Here is a 16,385-nt window from a genome sequence, read left to right as displayed (position 1 = left end):
GGCCACACGGCGGGGGCCGACCGGCTCCCGTCAGCCGGCGCCGACCTTCTCGCTGACGACCTTGCTGGATCCACCCGGCTGCATCGTCACCCCGTAGAGGCAGTCGGCGGCATCCATCGTCCGCTTCTGGTGGGTGACGATCACCAGCTGGGCGTCCGCCCGGAACTCGGCGACCAGACCGAGGAAGCGGTGCAGGTTCACGTCGTCGAGCGCCGCCTCGACCTCGTCCATCACGTAGAACGGCGACGGCCGGCTGCGGAACACCGCGAACAGGTACGCCAGAGCGGTGAGGCTGCGCTCCCCTCCGGACAGCAACGACAGCTTGCGGACGTTCTTGCCCGACGGCTTGGCCTCCACCTCGATGCCGGTCGCCAACAGGTCATCGGGCTGGGTGAGCTTCAGGCGCCCCTCACCTCCGGGGAACAGCATCGAGAAGAGGGCCTCGAAGTTGGCGGCCACGTCGGCGAAAGCCGAGGCGAACACGCTCACGATCTCGGCGTCGATGGCCCGGATGATCTTGGCCAGCTCACGCCGGCTCTCCTTCACGTCATCGAGCTGGTGCTGGAGGAACTCGTGGCGCTCCTGGAGGGCATCGAACTCCTCGAGGGCGAGGGGGTTGATCGGGCCCATGATCCGCAGCTCGCGCTCGAGCTCGCGGATCCGGGCCCCGGCGGTCACGCCCTCGTCGAGCGGCGGACACTCGGCGGCGATCGCCGCGTCGGGCTCGCAGTCGAGGTCGCGGCGGAGGGCCTCGACCGCCGCCTCCACACGCAGCCTCACCTCCGCCTCGTCGAGCTCGGCCCGCTGGAGGCGCTCGCGCTCCTCGGTGAGCGCCCGCTCCTCGTCGGCGCGTCGGCGGCGACGTTCGTCGAGCACGGCGGCGACGCGGCGCGCCGCCTCCGACTGACGACGACGCCGGTCGCGAAGGTCGTTCAGACGCGTCTCGATGGTGACGGTGGCGGTGGCGACCAGCTGGCTGAGGCGGCCGATGGCCACCGACGCCCGCTCGAGCTCGAGGCGCCGCGACTCGGCCGCCGCCCGCTCGGCCGCCGCCCCTTCGAGGCGGCGCTCCACCTCCGACGCCCGGGCACGCAGGAACGCTCCCCGCTCGACCACCGACGCGGACCGGACCTCGAGGTCGCTGCGCCTCGAACCGACGTCGGCCGCCAGCTCCTCGAGCCGCGAGCGGGCCTCGCCCATGCGCCGCGACGCCTCGGCGAGCTCCACGTCGACCGCTTCGAGGCCGGGCAGCACCGCCTCGAGCTCGGTGATGCGCGCCACCTCCCGCTCGACTCGCTCGACCAGCTCCGCGAGGTGCCCGCCGAGCGCATCGGCCTCGGTAGCGGCATCACGGCGGTCCGTCTCGACGCGCTGGAGGCGGTCGGCGGCGGCGGTGAGCCGGCTGTCGTTGTCGTCGAGCTGCTTGGCGAGCGTGCGCTCGTCGCGCTCGACCTCGGTGAGGGCGGCCCGCGCCTCGGCGAGCGAGAGGGTGGCTCGCTCGACCGCCGCGACGGCCGCCTCGGCCCGTCGGCGCGCCTCGTCGCGGGCGGCGCCGGTGGCGCCCGAACCGGCGATCCCGACCCGCCACCCGGTGCGGGCGAACCGGTCGCCGTCGGCCGTCACGGCGATGACGTCGGGGTGGGCGAGGGCGACGTCGATGGCCTCGACCCATCCGCCGTCGACCACCACAGCCGAGCCGATCAGCCCGTCGAGCACCGCCTCGACGTCGGGCCGGGCCGCCCGGACGTGACGGCGCAGAGGATCGCCGACCGCCGGCGCGGGCCGGGCAGGCAGACCGGCGCCGAGGGCGATCACCGCTCCGGAGAGGGCCTCCCCGTGAAGGGCGTCGAGCGCCCGGCGCCCGGCGGGCACGCCGTCGACGACCACCGCGGCGAGCGCCTCGCCCATGGCCGCCTCGAACGCCGCCTCCCACCCGGGGTCGACCTCGACGAGGTCGAGCAACGTGCCGAGCACCCCGTCGACGCCGGCGAGACGCTCCGCGCCCGCCCGTGACCGAGCTTCGTCGAGGGCGAGGTCGAGGGCCTCGACCCGGGCCTCCCACGCATGGCGATCGCTCTCGGTGCGCCGCAGGGCCTCCTCGGCCGACTCGAGGGCCGAGGCCGCGGCGTCACGTCGCGCCTCGACCCCTTCGATGGCCTCGACCAGCGGCAACTCGGCCAGCTCGGCGGCCCCCAGCTCGACGCGCAATGCGTCGGCCTGACGGGCCAGGTCGGCGACCCGGGCGGCCAGCACGGTCGCCCGGGCCTCGGCCCGGTCGATCTCGGCGCGTCCCCGCTCGGCGGCCGACCGGAGCGCGGCCAGCTCCCCACGCACCTCGGCCGCCGCCCCGCTCGGCGCGGCCACCCCGCTGGCCCACTCCTGCTCGAACGAGGCCCGCTCGGCAGCCAGCGCGGCCTCGGCGGCGGCGAGCTCGTCGGACAGCGGGGTGAGCAGCTCGCGCTCGGCGTCGGCCTCGGCGAGCTCGGCGGCGAGACGGGCCGCCTCGGCTTCGAGGGACGCCACGACACCCTGGTCGATCGAGGTGCCCTGGGCCCGCTCGACGCCGCGCCGACGCTCGGCGAGCACCGCGGTGAGCCCTCGGGCCTGCTGGAACAACGACTCGTGCACCGCCAGCGCATCGCCCAGGTCGTCACCGCCCATCGCCGTCAGCTCCGCCTCGGTGGCCAACACGAGCGTGTCGAGCTCGGCCAGGGCGGCGCGGCGCACCCGTTCGGCCTCGAGGAGCTCGGCCCGGCGGCGCGACCCGTTCTCCAGGCGGGTGCGCAGGTCGTCGAGCTGGCGACCGGCCACGTGCACCCGCAGCGCCGTCAGCTCGGCGACGACGTCGCCGTGGCGTCGGGCGGCGTCGGCCTGGCGTTCCAGCGGTCGCAGCTGGCGGCGGACCTCGCGGAGGAGGTCCTGGAGGCGGGTCAGGTTGCCCTCGGTGGCGAGGAGGCGACGCTCCGACTTCTCCTTGCGCCGTCGGTACTTCAACACGCCGGCGGCCTCCTCGATCACCGCCCGCCGGTCCTCCGGCCGGGCGTTGAGCACGGCGTCGATCTGCCCCTGACTGATGATCACGTGCTGCTGGCGGCCCACCCCGGAATCCGACAGCAGCTCCTGGATGTCGAGCAGGCGGCACGGGACGCCGTTGAGCGCGTACTCGCTGTCGCCGGAGCGGAACAGCGTGCGGGTGATGGTCACCTCGCTGAACTCGATGGGCAACAGCGCCGACGAGTTGTCGATGGTGAGGCTCACCTCGGCCCGGCCCAGCGCCGCCCGCTTCGTGGTGCCGGCGAAGATGACGTCGTCCATCTTCTGGGACCGCACCGCCGACGGGGCCTGGGCGCCGAGCACCCAGCCGATGGCGTCGACCACGTTCGACTTGCCCGAGCCGTTGGGGCCCACGACGACGGTCACGCCCCGCTCCAGGTCGAGCACGGTGGTGTCGGCGAAGGACTTGAAGCCCTTCATGGAGAGTCGCTTCAGGTACATCGGGGCTCGTGGTGGCTCGTGGGCGTCGGGGCCGGGACGGACGGGGGCACGGTGCGGGTCAGACCTGGCAGACCTCGCAGAAGTAGGTCGACCGGTTGGCGAACTTGGCCTTCACGATGTCGTGGCGGCGGCAGCGACGGCACGGCTGCTTCTCCCGGTCGTAGACCTGGTGGTGGCTCTGGTACTCGCCGGGCTTGCCGTTCAGGTCGACGTACTGGCCGTCGGAGAGGGTGGACCCGCCGTACTTGATGGCCTCGTGGAGGATCTCGACGAGGGACCGGTACACCCGGCGGATCTCCTGGGTGGTGAGCGAGTCGGTCTCCCGGTCGTAGCGGAGCCCGGCGTCGAAGAGGATCTCGTCGGCGTAGATGTTCCCGATGCCGGCGATGATCGACTGGTCGGTGAGGAAGGCCTTGAGCTTCATCGGCTTGCGCCGCAGGAGGTGCCCGAAGTCGACCCACGACATGGGCGTCTCGACGGGGTCGACGCCGAGCTCGGAGAGCTCGGGGATCTCGGAGGTGATCTCGTCGGGGGTGGCGAGGAAGATCTCGCCGAAGGTGCGGGGATCGACGAAGCGGAGCTGGCCGCCCTGGGTGAACGAGATGACGACGTGGGTGTGGGGCGCCATCGCGTCGCGCGGTGCGGCCCGCAGCAGCTGGCCGCTCATGCGGAGGTGGATGACCAGGACATCGCCGGTGTCGAGGGCCAGCAGCAGGTACTTGCCCTTGCGCTGGGCCCCGGTGATCTTGGCGCCCTCCAGGCGGGCGACGAGCTCCTTGGGCTTCTGGCGGCGAACCGTGCGGGCGCCGGTGACCGACACCGTCTTGACCTTCTTGCCCACCACCTCACGCTCCAGCTCGCGGCGGATGGTCTCGACCTCGGGCAGCTCAGGCATGGCCCTGCTCGCTCTCACTGATGGTGGTGGATGCTGCACCGGCCCCGACGTCGTCGGCCCCGGTCTCGAGGGCGACCAGGGCCGCCCCGGCCGCCGACTGCTCGGCGAGCTTCTTCGACCGGCCGTGCCCGACGCCGAGGAGGCGTCCGTCGACGCGGACCTCGGCCCGGAACCGCTTGTCGTGGTCAGGGCCCTCGTCGGTGGACGAGTACGCAGGGCTCGACGCGAATCGGCGGGCGACGAGCACCTGCAGGCGGGTCTTGTGGTCGGCGCCACCGGGCCCCTCGACGGCTTCGGCGGCGATGCGACCGGCCAACAGGTCGAGCACCATCGCCCGCGCCGCGTCGAGGCCGCCGTCGAGGTACACGGCGCCGATCAGCGCCTCGACGGCGTCGGCGAGGATCGACGACTTGTCGCGTCCGCCGCTGGCCGCCTCCCCCTTGCCGAGGCGCAGGTCGTGGCCGATCGCGAGCTCGCGACCGACCTCGGCGAGGGCCGACTCGCTCACCACCGCGGCCCGCAGCTTGGCGAGCGCCCCCTCGGCGAGGTCCGGATGGCGCTCGACGACGTGCGCGGCGACGACGAGTCCGAGCACGGCGTCGCCGAGGAACTCGAGCCGTTCGTTCGACCCGTGACCGGGGTGCTCGGCGCACCACGACCGGTGGGTGAGGGCGAGCTCGAGCAGGCCGGGGTCGTCGAAGACGTGTCCCAGCCGTTCGGAGAGCGACGCGAGCGTGTCGGTTCCCAGGGGGTCAGCCCAGCTTGGCGACGACGTAGTCGACGGCGTCGCGCACGGTCTTCAGGTCCTCGAGGTCCTCGTCATCGATGCGGAACCCCACGCTGCGCTCCCCGAGCTCCTCCTCGAGAGCCTCGACCAGCTCGATGAGGGCCAGGCTGTCGGCGTCGAGGTCGTCGGCGAAGGAGTCGCCCTCGTTGATCGAGGTGGGCTCCACCTCGAGGATGTCGGACAGCCGGTCACGGATGAGGTCGAGCACTTCCTGGCGGCCCATCGGGGGCTGTTCGACGTGGGTCTCTGCGGGCACGAGATCGGTCTCCCTGTGGGGTCGGGGTCGGCGGATCGTACCGTGACCGGAGCTCGTGCGCTTGTGAAGGGCGCCGGGACGGCAGGTCCCGGGAGCGTGGCGACGCCCCCGTTGTCAGGCGTCGGGGCGGATCGTGCGGGCGAGATGGCCCACGACGTCGCCCACGACCATGTCACGGGCCACCCGCACGGCGTTCACGACGGCCGTCGCCGACGACGACCCGTGGCTGATGATGCACACGCCGTCGAGCCCGAGCAGCATCGCCCCTCCGGTGTTCTCGGGGTCGAAGCTCTCGTAGAGCGGCGTGAGCGCCGGCCACAGCGCCGCTGCCGCGGCCCGGGCCTCGTCGGAGGAGTCGAAGGCCTCGAGCAGCCCGGCGACGATCGCCTTCAGCCCGCCTTCGAGGGTCTTGAGCGCCACGTTGCCGGTGAAGCCGTCGGTGACGACGACGTCGGCGGCGTCGCCCATCAGGTCACGACCCTCGACGTTGCCCACGAAGCGGGCCCCGGCGGCGGCGAGCGCCGTGCCGTCGTCGAGGAGCTTGTGGGTCTCCTTCACGAGCGCGTTGCCCTTGGTGGGCTCCTCGCCGATCGACAGCAACGCCACCTTCGGCTCGGCCACGCCGTAGCGCTCGCGGGCGTAGACCGCACCCATCTGGGCGAACTGCACCAGCCACTCGGCGTCGCACTGGGCGTTGGCCCCGGCGTCGAGGAGCAGCGTGGGCGTCGACCCCGGTGCAGGGATGGGCGTCACGATGGCCGGTCGTTGCACGCCCTTGATGCGCCCCATCCGGAGCAGGGCACTGGCCATCGTGGCCCCGGTGTTCCCGGCGCTGACCATGGCCGACGCCCGACCGTCACGCACCGCCTCCGCCGCCCGGACCAGCGACGAGTCCTTCATCCGCCGGACGCTGGCCGCCGGATCGGCGTCCATGGCGATGACCTCCGACGCCTCGATCACCTCGAGACCACCGGTGTCGCCGAGCTCACCGGGCCGGCCGACGAGCACCACGGGGATGCCGAGTTCCTCGGCGGCCCGACGGGCGCCGGCCACGATCTCGTGAGGAGCGTTGTCACCACCCATCGCGTCGACGGCGACGGGGAGCATCGTCTCGACCTCGATCACCTGCTCGACGATCTCAGTCGACGTCGATGGCCTGGCGACCGTGGTACCAGCCGCAGTTCCCGCAGACGATGTGCGGTCGCTTCACCGCACCGCAGCGGGGGCAGGTGCTGCGCGACGGAGCCGTCAGCGTCCAGGCGGACGCCCGGCGGCTGCGGCTCTTCGACTTCGAGGTCTTCTTCTTGGGGACAGCCATCGTTCTTCCTGGCGCGAGGGGGACCTGGGGCCCACGACTGGAGGGCCCGGCACGTCGGCGGACGCCGACCCCGGACACGAAGCGAAGAGCCTACCCGTCCTCGGCGCCGGAATCGAAGTGCAGGCCGTCGAGGGCCGCCCACCGGGGGTCGACGGGCGCCTCGGCCGCCCCACCGTCGCCGACGTCCGCCGTGGCCTGCGCCACTGCCGGGAAGTCGTCGGGCGCCGGCCCGAGGCAGTCGGGGCCGCACAACGGCGCCAGAGGCAGCGCCAACAGCACCGCATCGCGCACCATGGGTTCGAGGTCGACGAGGTCGTCGCCGAGCGCGTAGGTCTCGCCCTCGACGGGTCGGGGCTCGAAGACCTCCTTGACCCTGGCGACGGCCGAGCCGGTCACCGGGTTCAGGCAACGGCGGCACTCGCCCGTCCACGGGACGCGCACCACGCCCGTGGCGACGAGCCCGTCGCTCAGCGTCTCGAGCTCGACGTCGACGCGGATCGATGCCCCCTCGGGCACCTCCGCGGTCGAGATGCCCAACCCGGGCAGGACCACGTCCTCGACGAACCGCCGGCGCGAACCCGGGTGGCGACGGAGGTCGGCGATGCCGACGACGAGAGGACGAGCCGGCATCCGCGCGCTCCGAGGCGGGCAGGACCCGTCAGGGTCGGTCGTCGTCCTGGTCGAAGAACGTGGCGGCGGCGTCACGGATGGTCTCGGGCCGCGCCTCGGGGGGAGGGGGGAGGCTCTCGTGGTCGTCGACCGCGACGAGGTGCGGCACCGCCTCGTGCTCGTCGTAGTAGTCGTCGGCGTAGCCGTCCTGGTGGGGATCGTCGAGCGGGTCGGCCGGGTCGGCGCCGGCATCGGGCGTGGCGCGGGGGCCGGCCACTCCGTGGGCAGCGGCGGCCGCCGCCTCGGCGAGCAGGTTGGTGCCCTGGAGCTTCTCGCGCCCCGCCGCCACGAGCTTCTGGGTGCGCTCGAGGACGATCTCGAAGCTGGCCAGCTTCTGGTCGCAGAAGTCCTCGACCTCGTGACGGAGCCGGCGGGCGTCGGCCTCGGCGGCCTCGACGATCGTGTACGCCCGCTGCTCGGCGGCCTTGACGACTTCGGTGCGCTGGACCATCCGCTCGGCACGGGCCCGGGCCTGCTCGACGATCTCGTCGCCTTCGTGACGGGTCTTGGCCAGGTACTCCTCACGCTCCTTGAGCAGCCAGCGGGCGGCCCGCAGCTCCTCGGGGAGGTGGTCGAGCGCCTCGTCGATCAACTCGAGCACCTCCTCCTTGGCGATCATCGAGGATGCGGAGAGCGGCACCGGGCGGGCGGCGTCGATGACGGCGCGCAGCTCGAGGAGCACGTCCTCGGTCTCGGGCGGGTGGTACTGGGCCCCGACCGGCGGGGGGGTGAGGTCCAGCTCGACGTCGGGCTCGAAATCGGTCATGCGGTCCGCTCCTGCAGGCGTTTGGCCACCGCCGGCGGCACCATCGCGGTGACGTCGCCCCCGAACCGGTGGATCTCGCGGATGAGCTTCGACGCCAGGAACGAGTGGGCGGAGGCCGAGGGGATGAAGAGGGTGTCGACGCCCGAGATCTTGTGGTTCATCTGCGCCATCTGGAGCTCGGACTCGAAGTCGGAGACCGCCCGGAGGCCCTTGACGATGAAGTCGGCCTCGAGGCTGCGGGCGAGGTCGACGACCAGCGACGCGAACATCGTGACGTCGACGTTGTCGAGGTGGGCGACGGCGTCGTTCAGCATCTCCTCGCGCTCGTCGAGCTTGAAGAGGGGCTCGCCCTTCTGGGGGTTGCGCATCGCCGCCACCACCACGTTGTCGAAGAGCCGGGACGCCGTCTCGATGATCTCGAGGTGTCCGTTGTGGATCGGATCGAACGATCCTGGGTACAGCACTCGGGTCACGAGGGCTCCGGCGGGGGCGTGGGGCGGGCGATGGTGAGGAGCGTACTGCCGTACCGCTTCTCCCTCAGGACATGCCACGGCTCGGGAATCGGCACCTCGCGATCCGACTCCGCGGCCACCACCGCGGTCGGGGCCAGCGCGCCGATCCGGGCGAGCACCTCGGCCCACGTCTCGTCCGGCGTGTCGTAGGGCGGATCGAGCAGCACCAGGTCGAACCCGGCGCCACCGCCCTCGGCCGAGAGGCGGGAGAGGTGGGCCACGGCGTCACCGCCGAGGACCTCGGCGCGGGCCGCCATCCCCGTGGCGTCGAGGTTCGCGTTGAGCACCCGGCGGACCGCACCGGACCGCTCGACGAACACCGCGTGGGCCGCGCCCCGCGACAGCGCTTCGATGCCGAGCGCGCCCGAGCCGGCGTAGAGGTCGAGGACCTCCGCGCCGACGACCGCGTCGAGGCTGCCGAGCGCGTTGAAAAGGGCCTCGCGGACCCGGTCGAGCGTCGGACGGGTCGACCCGCCGGGCGGCGCCTGGAGGCGTCTGCCCTTCGCCGCACCGGCCACGACCCTCATCGCCGCCGACCGTAACCGGCCCGCCGCCGGTCGCGTGCCCCCGGCCGGACGGCGCCCTCCCCCGGGTCCCGAGGGTCGCCGCTACCGTGACGCCATGGACGCCGAGCTCGGGATGACGTGCGTGGACTGCGGCGGCACGCTCCACCCGCTGTCGCACCCACCCGAGGACGGCTGGGAGCCCGGCGACGTCGTCGCCTACCGGTGCCCCGACTGCTACGAGCGCTTCGACATCGTGATGCCGGACCTCGACGACACCGACTCGTACTGAACCGGGCTCAGCTCTTCATCAGGAACTCGACGTCATCGTCGCCGAGGAGCAGGTCGACCTCCTCTGCGAGCAGCCAGTGCTCGTCCAGGTTCGGGTCGGCCGTCACGATCTCGATCGCCACCGCCCGGGCCTTCTCGACCCACTCCCGGTCGCGGCGCAGAGAGGCCAGCTTGAGGTCGTTGCGCCCTTTCTGGCGCTCGCCCATGATCGTGCCCTCCCCTCGCAGGTCGAGGTCGACCTCGGCCAGCTCGAAGCCGTCGGTGCTGCGCACCAGCGCCTCCAGGCGGGCCTCGCCGTCCGGCGTCGTGGCCTCGCCGACGAGCCAGCACCACGAGCGCTCGGCGCCCCGACCGACCCGGCCCCGGAGCTGGTGAAGCTGGGCGATCCCGAACCGCGACGCATCGAGGATCACCATGACCGTGGCGTTCGGGACGTCGACCCCGACCTCGATCACCGTGGTGGCCACCAGCACGTCGAGCTCACCGAGGCGGAAGCGCTCCATCACCGCGTCCTTCTCGCCGGCAGGCACCCGGCCGTGCAGGAGGCCGACCCGCAGCGCCGACAGCTCGCCGGCGACGAGCTGGGCGTGGGTCTCCTCGGCAGAGCGCACCTCGAGCTTCTCGCTCTCCTCGATCAAGGGGCAGACCACGTACGCCTGGCGACCGGCGGACACCTCGGCGCGGACCTGCTCCCACACTTCGGCCTCGTCGAGCTCTCCCTCGGCGCGCCGGGTCACGATGGGGGTGCGTCCCGGGGGCAGCTCGTCGAGCACGGAGACGTCGAGGTCGCCGTAGACGGTCATCGCCGCGGTGCGCGGGATCGGGGTGGCGGTCATCACGAGGACGTCGGGGATGGCGTCACCGGCCCCCTTGTCGCGCAGGGCCGCCCGTTGCTCGACACCGAAGCGGTGCTGCTCGTCGATGACCACCACGCCGAGCGACCGGAACGTGATGCCCTCGGAGATGAGCGCGTGGGTGCCCACGGCGATGTCGATCGTGCCGGCAGCGAGGTCCGCGAGGAGGCGGCGCCGCTCGGCGGCGGGAGTGCGGTTGGTGACGAGCACCACCCGCAGCGGGCGGTCGAGACCGGCCCCCGCGAAGAGGTTGCCCTCGTCGGTGTCGGGGACGGTGAAGCCCTCGAGGAGGTGGCGGATGCCGGCGAAGTGCTGTTCGGCGAGGACCTCGGTGGGGGCCATGAGCGCCCCCTGGTGCCCGCCCTGCACGGCGACGAGGAGGGCGCTGACCGCCACCACCGTCTTGCCCGACCCGACGTCGCCCTGCAGGAGCCGGTGCATCGGGTGGCCGCGGGCGAGGTCGGCCGTGATCTCGGCGAGCGCCCGCTGCTGCGCCGTGGTGAGGTCGTAGGGGAGACGGTCGTGGAACCGGGACACGAGCGGCCCGGCCCGACCGTCGGCGCCGATGGTGTACCCGACACCGACCGCGGTGCGCTCGAGCTCCAGCTTCCGGCGCACCAGCTCGAGCTGCACCCGCAACAGCTCGTCGAACACCAGCCGTCGGCGGGCGTCGGCGGCATCGCGCATCGTGTCGGGGGCGTGGATGTCGGTGAACGCCGTCGTCCGGTCGACGAGGTCGAACCGCCTCCGCAGCGCCGGGTCGAGCGGGTCGGCGAACTCACCGGCGCGGCGCAGCACCTCGTCCATGAACCGTGCCACGTCCCAGCTCATGATCCCGGCCTTCTCGCTCTGGGGGTAGACGGGGACGATGCGACCGGTGCGGTCGCCGATGAGGTCGACGACCGGGTTCGTCATCTGCCGTCGACCCTGGAACACCTCGGTGCGCCCGAACAGGACGACGTCGGAGCCCTCCGCGAGCTGACGCTCACGGAACGGCTGGTTGAAGAAGCTCACCTTCAGGTGGCCGCTGCCGTCGGTGACCTCGGCGGTGACCAGCGACCTGCCGTTGCGCGTGCGCCGGCTCGTGGTGCGCAGCACCTTGACGAGCACGGTCGCCTCCTCGCCGAGGTCGAGCTCGGACAGGCGGGCCTGGTTGGTGCGGTCGATGTAGCGCCGGGGGTAGTAGGTCAACAGGTCGAGGACGGTGTGCAGCCCGACCTTCGCCAGCGCCCGGGCCCGCGACTCCCCCACCCCCTTCAGCTCGGTGACCGGGAGTTGGGCGAGCTGGGAGAGGCGCCGGGCCACGGCCGGTCCTACTCGATCCCGAACAGGTAGGGGTACAGCGGCTGGGCACCGTGGTGGATCTCGACCTCGCAGCCGGGACGGTGGTCGTGCACCCAGACCTCGATGTGGCGGGTCACCGCAGGTGTGGCGCCTTCCCCCTCGATCACGGTGACGATCTCGTGGCCGTCGTCGACGATCTCGGCCAGCAGGCCGGCGGCCGCCTCACCCAGGTCGGCGTGGATCGAGAGGATCCCCTCGCGGGCGATGCCGAGCCAGTCGCCCTCGGCGATCGGCCCGCGCTCGCAGCTCGAGTCGCGCACCGCCCGCGTGACCTCACCGGCGACGACCTGTCCGGCGGCGACCGACATCGCATCGGCGTTGGCGTCGGCGCCGGCCTGCGGGTCGTAGCTCAGGAGGGCGGCGAAGCCCTCGGCCACCCCCCGGGTGGGCACCACGCGCACGCACTTGGAGGTCATGGCGTCGACCTGTTCGGCGACAGGCACGATGTTCTTGTTGTTCGGCAGGATCACGACCTCGTCGGCCGGCGCCGCCTCCACCTCGGCGAGGAGCTGGGCGGTGGAGGGGTTCATCGTCTGACCACCGGTGACGATCCCCTGGACCCCCAGGCTGTAGAAGATGCGGCGGATCCCCTCGCCGGCGGCGACGGCGACGACCGCGCACGGCACCGGGTCGTGCACGGTGGCCGGCTCGGCGGGCCCGGGCTGGGCTTCGCGCACCCACTTCTCCTCCTCGACCTCCTCGAGCAGGTCGGTGACCCGGATCGAACGGGGCCGGCCGATGTCGACCGCCGCCTCGATGGCCGCACCGATGTCGTCGGTGTGAACGTGGCAGTTCCACAGGCCGTCGCCGCCGACGACCACGATCGAGTCGCCGAGGGTGGCCCACACGTCCTTGAAGCCGGCGATCGCCTCGTCGGGAGCCTCGAGGAAGTACATGACCTCGTAGCGAAGGTCGGCGACACCCCCGTGGCCCTCGCCGGCGTGCACCGATTCGAAGGCCGCGCTGAAGTCGGCCGATGCCCCGCCGCCCTCGGGCGGGTCGGGCAGCGCCCGCCCGTCGGCGAGGTGCAGCGCCACGTCGACGAGCAGCAACAGCCCCGTGCCGCCGGAGTCGACCACGCCGGCCTCGGCCAGCACCGGGAGCAGGTCCGGCGTCCGGGCGAGCGCGTCGGCGCCCCGATCCCGTCCGGCGTCGAGCACCCCGACGAGGTCGGCCCCCGAGGCCAGCCCCTCGGCCGCACCGTCGGCCACGGCGCGCACCACGGTGAGGATCGTGCCCTCCACCGGCTTCATCACCGCGCCGTAGGCGGCCGTGGCAGCCGCGTCGAGGGCTGCGACGAGCGTGGCCGCGTCGACGCCGTCGCCGTCACGGAAGCCCTCGGCCAGGCCGCGCAGGATCTGCGAGAGGATCACCCCGGAGTTGCCCCGGGCTCCCATGAGCGACCCGTGGCTGATGGCCTGGCAGACCGACGCCATGTCGGGCCCGGCGCCGTCGACCTCGGCGACCACCGAGGCCATCGTGAGCGACATGTTGGTGCCGGTGTCGCCGTCGGGCACCGGGTAGACGTTGAGGCGGTTGATGGCCTCGCGGTGGACCGAGAGGATGTCGGCGTAGCCCCTGACGAGGTCACGGAGGTCGTCGGCGACGAGGTGGTCGAGCACGGGCACGGCCGGGATCGTAGTGACCGGAGGCACGCGGCCCGATGCGCAGGGCGCGAGTTGGGCCGGTCGCGGACCACCGGGTAGAGTCCACCGTCCGTTTGTGTCCTGCGTCCCGAGGTGGTCCCCCATGGCATCGATTTGCGAGGTGTGCGGAAAGCACCCGTCGTTCGGCATGGCGGTCAGCCATTCGCACCGCCGCACCAAGCGGCGCTGGAACCCCAACATCCAGCGGGTCCGGGCCGTCGTGGACGGCTCGACCAGGCGTCTCGACGTGTGCACGTCGTGCCTCAAGGCCGGCAAGGTCACGAAGGCGGCCCGCTGACCGTGGCCGACGACGCCACCGTCGAGGCACCGGGGACCGGGATCCGGACCACGTCGCTGCAGGGCGTCGTGAAGTCCTTCGATCCGATCCTCGCCGACGGCGTGGTGGTCGACGACCGCACCCTCGTCGAGTACGAGTTGAGCCGGAGCGCCCTGCACGACTCGGTCTTCCGGATGCTGCGCCAGGGCCAGCGGATCGTCTTCGACCTCGACGACAAGGGCATGGCCAGCCGGGTGCGCACCGGCGCCGAGGGGAACATGGGCACGCCGGGCTTCCCCGCGGTGCACCCCGACGACACCCAGCACCCCCAGGGCGGCGAGCCGCTCACCTGACCGGCGCATGACCGGCACGGGGCCGAGCGACCCTGTCGGGTTGTGACCCTCCGCTGGCCCGGTGGCCGGCGCGGCCATCTAGGATTGCGTCACCGGGACGTCACGGAGATGTCGTTCGCCGTTCTCCCGTGACCGATCCCCCACCGCTCTCCCCGAGAGCCGACGACAACGATGTCGGAGGTGCCCATGGCCGGACACACCACCAACCAGCAACTGCTCGACTGGGTGGAGCACTGGCGGGAGGTGCTCCAACCCGCTGACGTGCACTGGTGCGACGGCTCCGCGGAGGAGTACGACCGCTTCTGCGCCGAGCTCGTCGCGGGCGGCACGTTCCGGACGTTGAACGAGGCGAAGCGCCCGAACAGCTACCTCGCCCTCTCCGACCCCGGCGACGTGGCCCGGGTCGAGGACCGGACCTTCATCTGTTCCGAGGCCGAGATCGACGCCGGGCCCACGAACAACTGGCGCCCGCCCGCGGAGATGAAGGACGAGCTGACCCGCCTCTACACCGGGGCCATGAAGGGCCGCACGATGTACGTGGTGCCCTTCTCCATGGGCCCGCTCGGTTCTCCCATCGCCCACATCGGCGTGCAGCTCACCGACTCGGCGTACGTGGCCGTCAACATGCGGATCATGACCCGCATGGGCCAGGGGGCGCTCGACGTCCTCGGCGACGGCGAGTGGGTGCCGTGCGTGCACTCGGTGGGCATGCCCCTCGCCGACGGCCAGGCCGACGTGCCGTGGCCGTGCGACGCCGAGAACAAGTACATCGTCCACTTCCCCGAGACCCGTGAGATCTGGTCGTACGGCTCGGGTTACGGCGGGAACGCCCTGCTCGGCAAGAAGTGCTTCGCCCTGCGCATCGCCTCGACCATGGCCCGCGACGACGGCTGGATGGCCGAGCACATGCTCATCCTCGGCCTCACCTCGCCCGAGGGGGTCAAGCACTACGTCGCGGCGGCGTTCCCGTCGGCCTGCGGCAAGACGAACATGGCGATGCTCATCCCCACCCTGCCGGGCTGGACGGTCGAGACGGTGGGCGACGACATCGCCTGGATGAAGTTCGGCGACGACGGCCGGCTCCACGCCATCAACCCCGAGGCCGGCTTCTTCGGCGTGGCCCCGGGCACGTCGGCCGTCTCCAACTACAACGCCCTGCAGTCCGTGCGGGCCAACTCGATCTTCACCAACTGCGCCCTCACCGACGACGGCGACATCTGGTGGGAGGATCTCGGCGAGGCGCCCGAGCACCTCGTCGACTGGAAGGGCCAGGACTGGACGCCCGAGTCGGGCACCCCGGCCGCCCATCCCAACGCCCGCTTCACGGCCCCGGCCGCGCAGTGCCCGTCGATCGCCCCGGAGTGGGAGGACCCGGCCGGCGTGCCGATCTCGGCGATCCTCTTCGGCGGTCGCCGTGCCACCAACGTCCCGCTGGTCACCGAGGCCTTCGACTGGCACCACGGCACGTTCCTCGGCTCGATCATGAGCTCGGAGAAGACCGCAGCGGCGGCGGGGACGGTGGGCGAGCTGCGCTTCGATCCCTTCGCGATGCTGCCTTTCTGCGGCTACAACATGGGGGACTACTTCGGGCACTGGCTCGAGATCGGCCAGGCCACCGACCCGGAGAAGCTGCCCAAGCTGTTCTGGGTGAACTGGTTCCGCAAGGGCGACGACGGATCGTTCCTGTGGCCCGGGTTCGGCGAGAACTCCCGGGTGCTCAAGTGGGTCGTGGAGCGCCTCGAGGGCACCGCCGACGCGGCCGACACCGCCATCGGACGAGTGCCCCGACCCGAGGACCTCGACACCACGGGCCTCGACCTCGACGCCGAGACCCTGACGACGCTGCTGTCGGTCGACAACGAGGCCTGGCGCGCCGAGATCCCCCAGATCGAGGCCCACTACGACCGCATCGGCGAGCGGCTCCCCGACGAGCTCCGCGACGAGCTGCGGGAGCTCGAGAAGCGTCTCGCCGACTGAGCCCGACCGAGGCGCCCGTCGCCCGGTGCCCGGTCCGTCGCCCTTCCACTCGAGAGGCGACGGACCGGGTCCTCAGGCGAGGAAGAGCTCTCGGATACCGAGGCCCATGATGAAGAGCAGACCGAAGCCGTAGACGACGTACTGCCGGTCGCGCATCTGCTTGGCGTAGCTGTAGATGACGCCGACCGCGATCAGCGCGGTGAAGCCGTAGAGCGCGTGCAGCGGGGGCGACTCGATGTCGTCGATCTCCTGGACGGCGACGCCGAGGGCGACCTGGGCGACCACCACCGCCATGGCCACGGCGACCGACCACCACATCACCCGGGACCGCAGCGCGGCCCACCAGTTCGCGCCGAGCACCCAGACGCCGGCCACGGCGTTGGTGACGATCAACACCCAGGCGAGCAGGGAGTGAGCGTCGCTGAGCCCCACGAGCGCCCGG

The 16,385-nt window shown here is 72.2% G+C and carries 17 protein-coding genes; 4 read left to right on the top strand and 13 right to left on the bottom strand.

What is annotated here, in order from left to right; translation table 11 throughout:
• Nucleotides 1–30: 30 nt before the first annotated feature.
• From smc to rsmD, 10 genes are all read right to left on the bottom strand, one after another.
• On the bottom strand, nt 31–3,495 hold the full coding sequence (smc, locus tag MUE36_03460) for a chromosome segregation protein SMC (GenBank protein ID MCU0309983.1): 3,465 nt from the start codon (nt 3,493–3,495) through the stop codon (nt 31–33).
• A 58-nt stretch (nt 3,496–3,553) separates the two neighbouring features.
• Nucleotides 3,554–4,390: a bifunctional DNA-formamidopyrimidine glycosylase/DNA-(apurinic or apyrimidinic site) lyase gene (gene mutM / locus MUE36_03455; protein ID MCU0309982.1), complete on the bottom strand. Its 837-nt coding sequence runs from the start codon at nt 4,388–4,390 to the stop codon at nt 3,554–3,556.
• Nucleotides 4,383–5,075, bottom strand: a complete 693-nt coding sequence (rnc, locus tag MUE36_03450) for a ribonuclease III (GenBank protein ID MCU0309981.1) — start codon at nt 5,073–5,075, stop codon at nt 4,383–4,385. Before rnc ends, mutM begins: the two co-directional genes overlap by 8 nt.
• Before the next feature lie 67 nt (nt 5,076–5,142).
• Nucleotides 5,143–5,433 carry a phosphopantetheine-binding protein gene (locus tag MUE36_03445; GenBank protein MCU0309980.1) on the bottom strand — a complete coding sequence of 97 codons (291 nt, stop codon included), beginning with the start codon at nt 5,431–5,433 and terminating at the stop codon, nt 5,143–5,145.
• 114 nt (nt 5,434–5,547) lie between these two features.
• Entirely contained in the window at nt 5,548–6,558 is a 1,011-nt protein-coding gene (plsX, locus tag MUE36_03440) for a phosphate acyltransferase PlsX (GenBank protein MCU0309979.1), read from the bottom strand.
• A 13-nt stretch (nt 6,559–6,571) separates the two neighbouring features.
• On the bottom strand, nt 6,572–6,751 hold the full coding sequence (rpmF, locus tag MUE36_03435) for a 50S ribosomal protein L32 (protein MCU0309978.1): 180 nt from the start codon (nt 6,749–6,751) through the stop codon (nt 6,572–6,574).
• Nucleotides 6,752–6,841: 90 nt separating this feature from the next.
• Nucleotides 6,842–7,381 carry a DUF177 domain-containing protein gene (locus MUE36_03430; protein ID MCU0309977.1) on the bottom strand — a complete coding sequence of 180 codons (540 nt, stop codon included), beginning with the start codon at nt 7,379–7,381 and terminating at the stop codon, nt 6,842–6,844.
• 28 nt (nt 7,382–7,409) lie between these two features.
• Nucleotides 7,410–8,186, bottom strand: a complete 777-nt coding sequence (locus MUE36_03425; protein MCU0309976.1) for an ATP synthase F0 subunit B — start codon at nt 8,184–8,186, stop codon at nt 7,410–7,412.
• Nucleotides 8,183–8,659 carry a pantetheine-phosphate adenylyltransferase gene (coaD, locus tag MUE36_03420; protein MCU0309975.1) on the bottom strand — a complete coding sequence of 159 codons (477 nt, stop codon included), beginning with the start codon at nt 8,657–8,659 and terminating at the stop codon, nt 8,183–8,185. The genes MUE36_03425 and coaD overlap by 4 nt, the downstream gene beginning before the upstream one ends.
• Entirely contained in the window at nt 8,656–9,225 is a 570-nt protein-coding gene (rsmD, locus tag MUE36_03415) for a 16S rRNA (guanine(966)-N(2))-methyltransferase RsmD (protein MCU0309974.1), read from the bottom strand. The genes coaD and rsmD overlap by 4 nt, the downstream gene beginning before the upstream one ends.
• Before the next feature lie 94 nt (nt 9,226–9,319).
• Here rsmD and MUE36_03410 point away from each other — a divergent pair, with 94 nt between their 5' ends.
• A complete protein-coding gene (locus MUE36_03410) occupies nt 9,320–9,493 on the top strand; it encodes a hypothetical protein (GenBank protein ID MCU0309973.1) in 174 nt (57 codons plus the stop codon).
• Nucleotides 9,494–9,500: 7 nt separating this feature from the next.
• On the opposite strand, the gene recG is transcribed toward MUE36_03410, so the two are convergent.
• Nucleotides 9,501–11,651, bottom strand: a complete 2,151-nt coding sequence (recG, locus tag MUE36_03405; GenBank protein ID MCU0309972.1) for an ATP-dependent DNA helicase RecG — start codon at nt 11,649–11,651, stop codon at nt 9,501–9,503.
• A gap of 8 nt (nt 11,652–11,659) precedes the next feature.
• Nucleotides 11,660–13,318: a DAK2 domain-containing protein gene (locus tag MUE36_03400; protein ID MCU0309971.1), complete on the bottom strand. Its 1,659-nt coding sequence runs from the start codon at nt 13,316–13,318 to the stop codon at nt 11,660–11,662.
• Between the two features lie 121 nt (nt 13,319–13,439).
• On the opposite strand from MUE36_03400, the gene rpmB reads away from it, so the two are divergent.
• From rpmB to MUE36_03385, 3 genes are all read left to right on the top strand, one after another.
• On the top strand, nt 13,440–13,634 hold the full coding sequence (gene rpmB, locus MUE36_03395; GenBank protein MCU0309970.1) for a 50S ribosomal protein L28: 195 nt from the start codon (nt 13,440–13,442) through the stop codon (nt 13,632–13,634).
• Between the two features lie 2 nt (nt 13,635–13,636).
• The gene (locus tag MUE36_03390; protein ID MCU0309969.1) at nt 13,637–13,966 is read left to right on the top strand and encodes a hypothetical protein; all 330 of its coding nucleotides are present in this window, start codon (nt 13,637–13,639) and stop codon (nt 13,964–13,966) included.
• 186 nt (nt 13,967–14,152) lie between these two features.
• The gene (locus tag MUE36_03385) at nt 14,153–15,943 is read left to right on the top strand and encodes a phosphoenolpyruvate carboxykinase (GTP) (protein ID MCU0309968.1); all 1,791 of its coding nucleotides are present in this window, start codon (nt 14,153–14,155) and stop codon (nt 15,941–15,943) included.
• 72 nt (nt 15,944–16,015) lie between these two features.
• Here MUE36_03385 and MUE36_03380 read toward each other — a convergent pair whose 3' ends face one another.
• The gene (locus MUE36_03380) at nt 16,016–16,375 is read right to left on the bottom strand and encodes a hypothetical protein (GenBank protein MCU0309967.1); all 360 of its coding nucleotides are present in this window, start codon (nt 16,373–16,375) and stop codon (nt 16,016–16,018) included.
• Nucleotides 16,376–16,385: the final 10 nt, after the last annotated feature.

The organism is Acidimicrobiales bacterium (genome assembly GCA_025455885.1).
In the GTDB taxonomy this organism is placed as follows: domain Bacteria; phylum Actinomycetota; class Acidimicrobiia; order Acidimicrobiales; family Acidimicrobilacustridaceae; genus Rhabdothermincola_A.
The sequence above is the reverse complement of the archived record's forward strand: the minus strand, read 5'-3'. Positions and strand labels throughout refer to the sequence as shown.

Bases quoted from the DNA above. Each gene is read 5' to 3' on its own strand.
- MUE36_03430 (MCU0309977.1), bottom strand. From the start codon at position 7,381: ATGCCGGCTCGTCCTCTCGTCGTCGGCATCGCCGACCTCCGTCGCCAC.
- MUE36_03425 (MCU0309976.1), bottom strand. From the start codon at position 8,186: ATGACCGATTTCGAGCCCGACGTCGAGCTGGACCTCACCCCCCCGCCG.
- rpmB (MCU0309970.1), top strand. From the start codon at position 13,440: ATGGCATCGATTTGCGAGGTGTGCGGAAAGCACCCGTCGTTCGGCATG.
- MUE36_03410 (MCU0309973.1), top strand. From the start codon at position 9,320: ATGGACGCCGAGCTCGGGATGACGTGCGTGGACTGCGGCGGCACGCTC.
- MUE36_03385 (MCU0309968.1), top strand. From the start codon at position 14,153: ATGGCCGGACACACCACCAACCAGCAACTGCTCGACTGGGTGGAGCAC.
- mutM (MCU0309982.1), bottom strand. From the start codon at position 4,390: ATGCCTGAGCTGCCCGAGGTCGAGACCATCCGCCGCGAGCTGGAGCGT.
- rsmD (MCU0309974.1), bottom strand. From the start codon at position 9,225: ATGAGGGTCGTGGCCGGTGCGGCGAAGGGCAGACGCCTCCAGGCGCCG.
- rpmF (MCU0309978.1), bottom strand. From the start codon at position 6,751: ATGGCTGTCCCCAAGAAGAAGACCTCGAAGTCGAAGAGCCGCAGCCGC.
- smc (MCU0309983.1), bottom strand. From the start codon at position 3,495: ATGTACCTGAAGCGACTCTCCATGAAGGGCTTCAAGTCCTTCGCCGAC.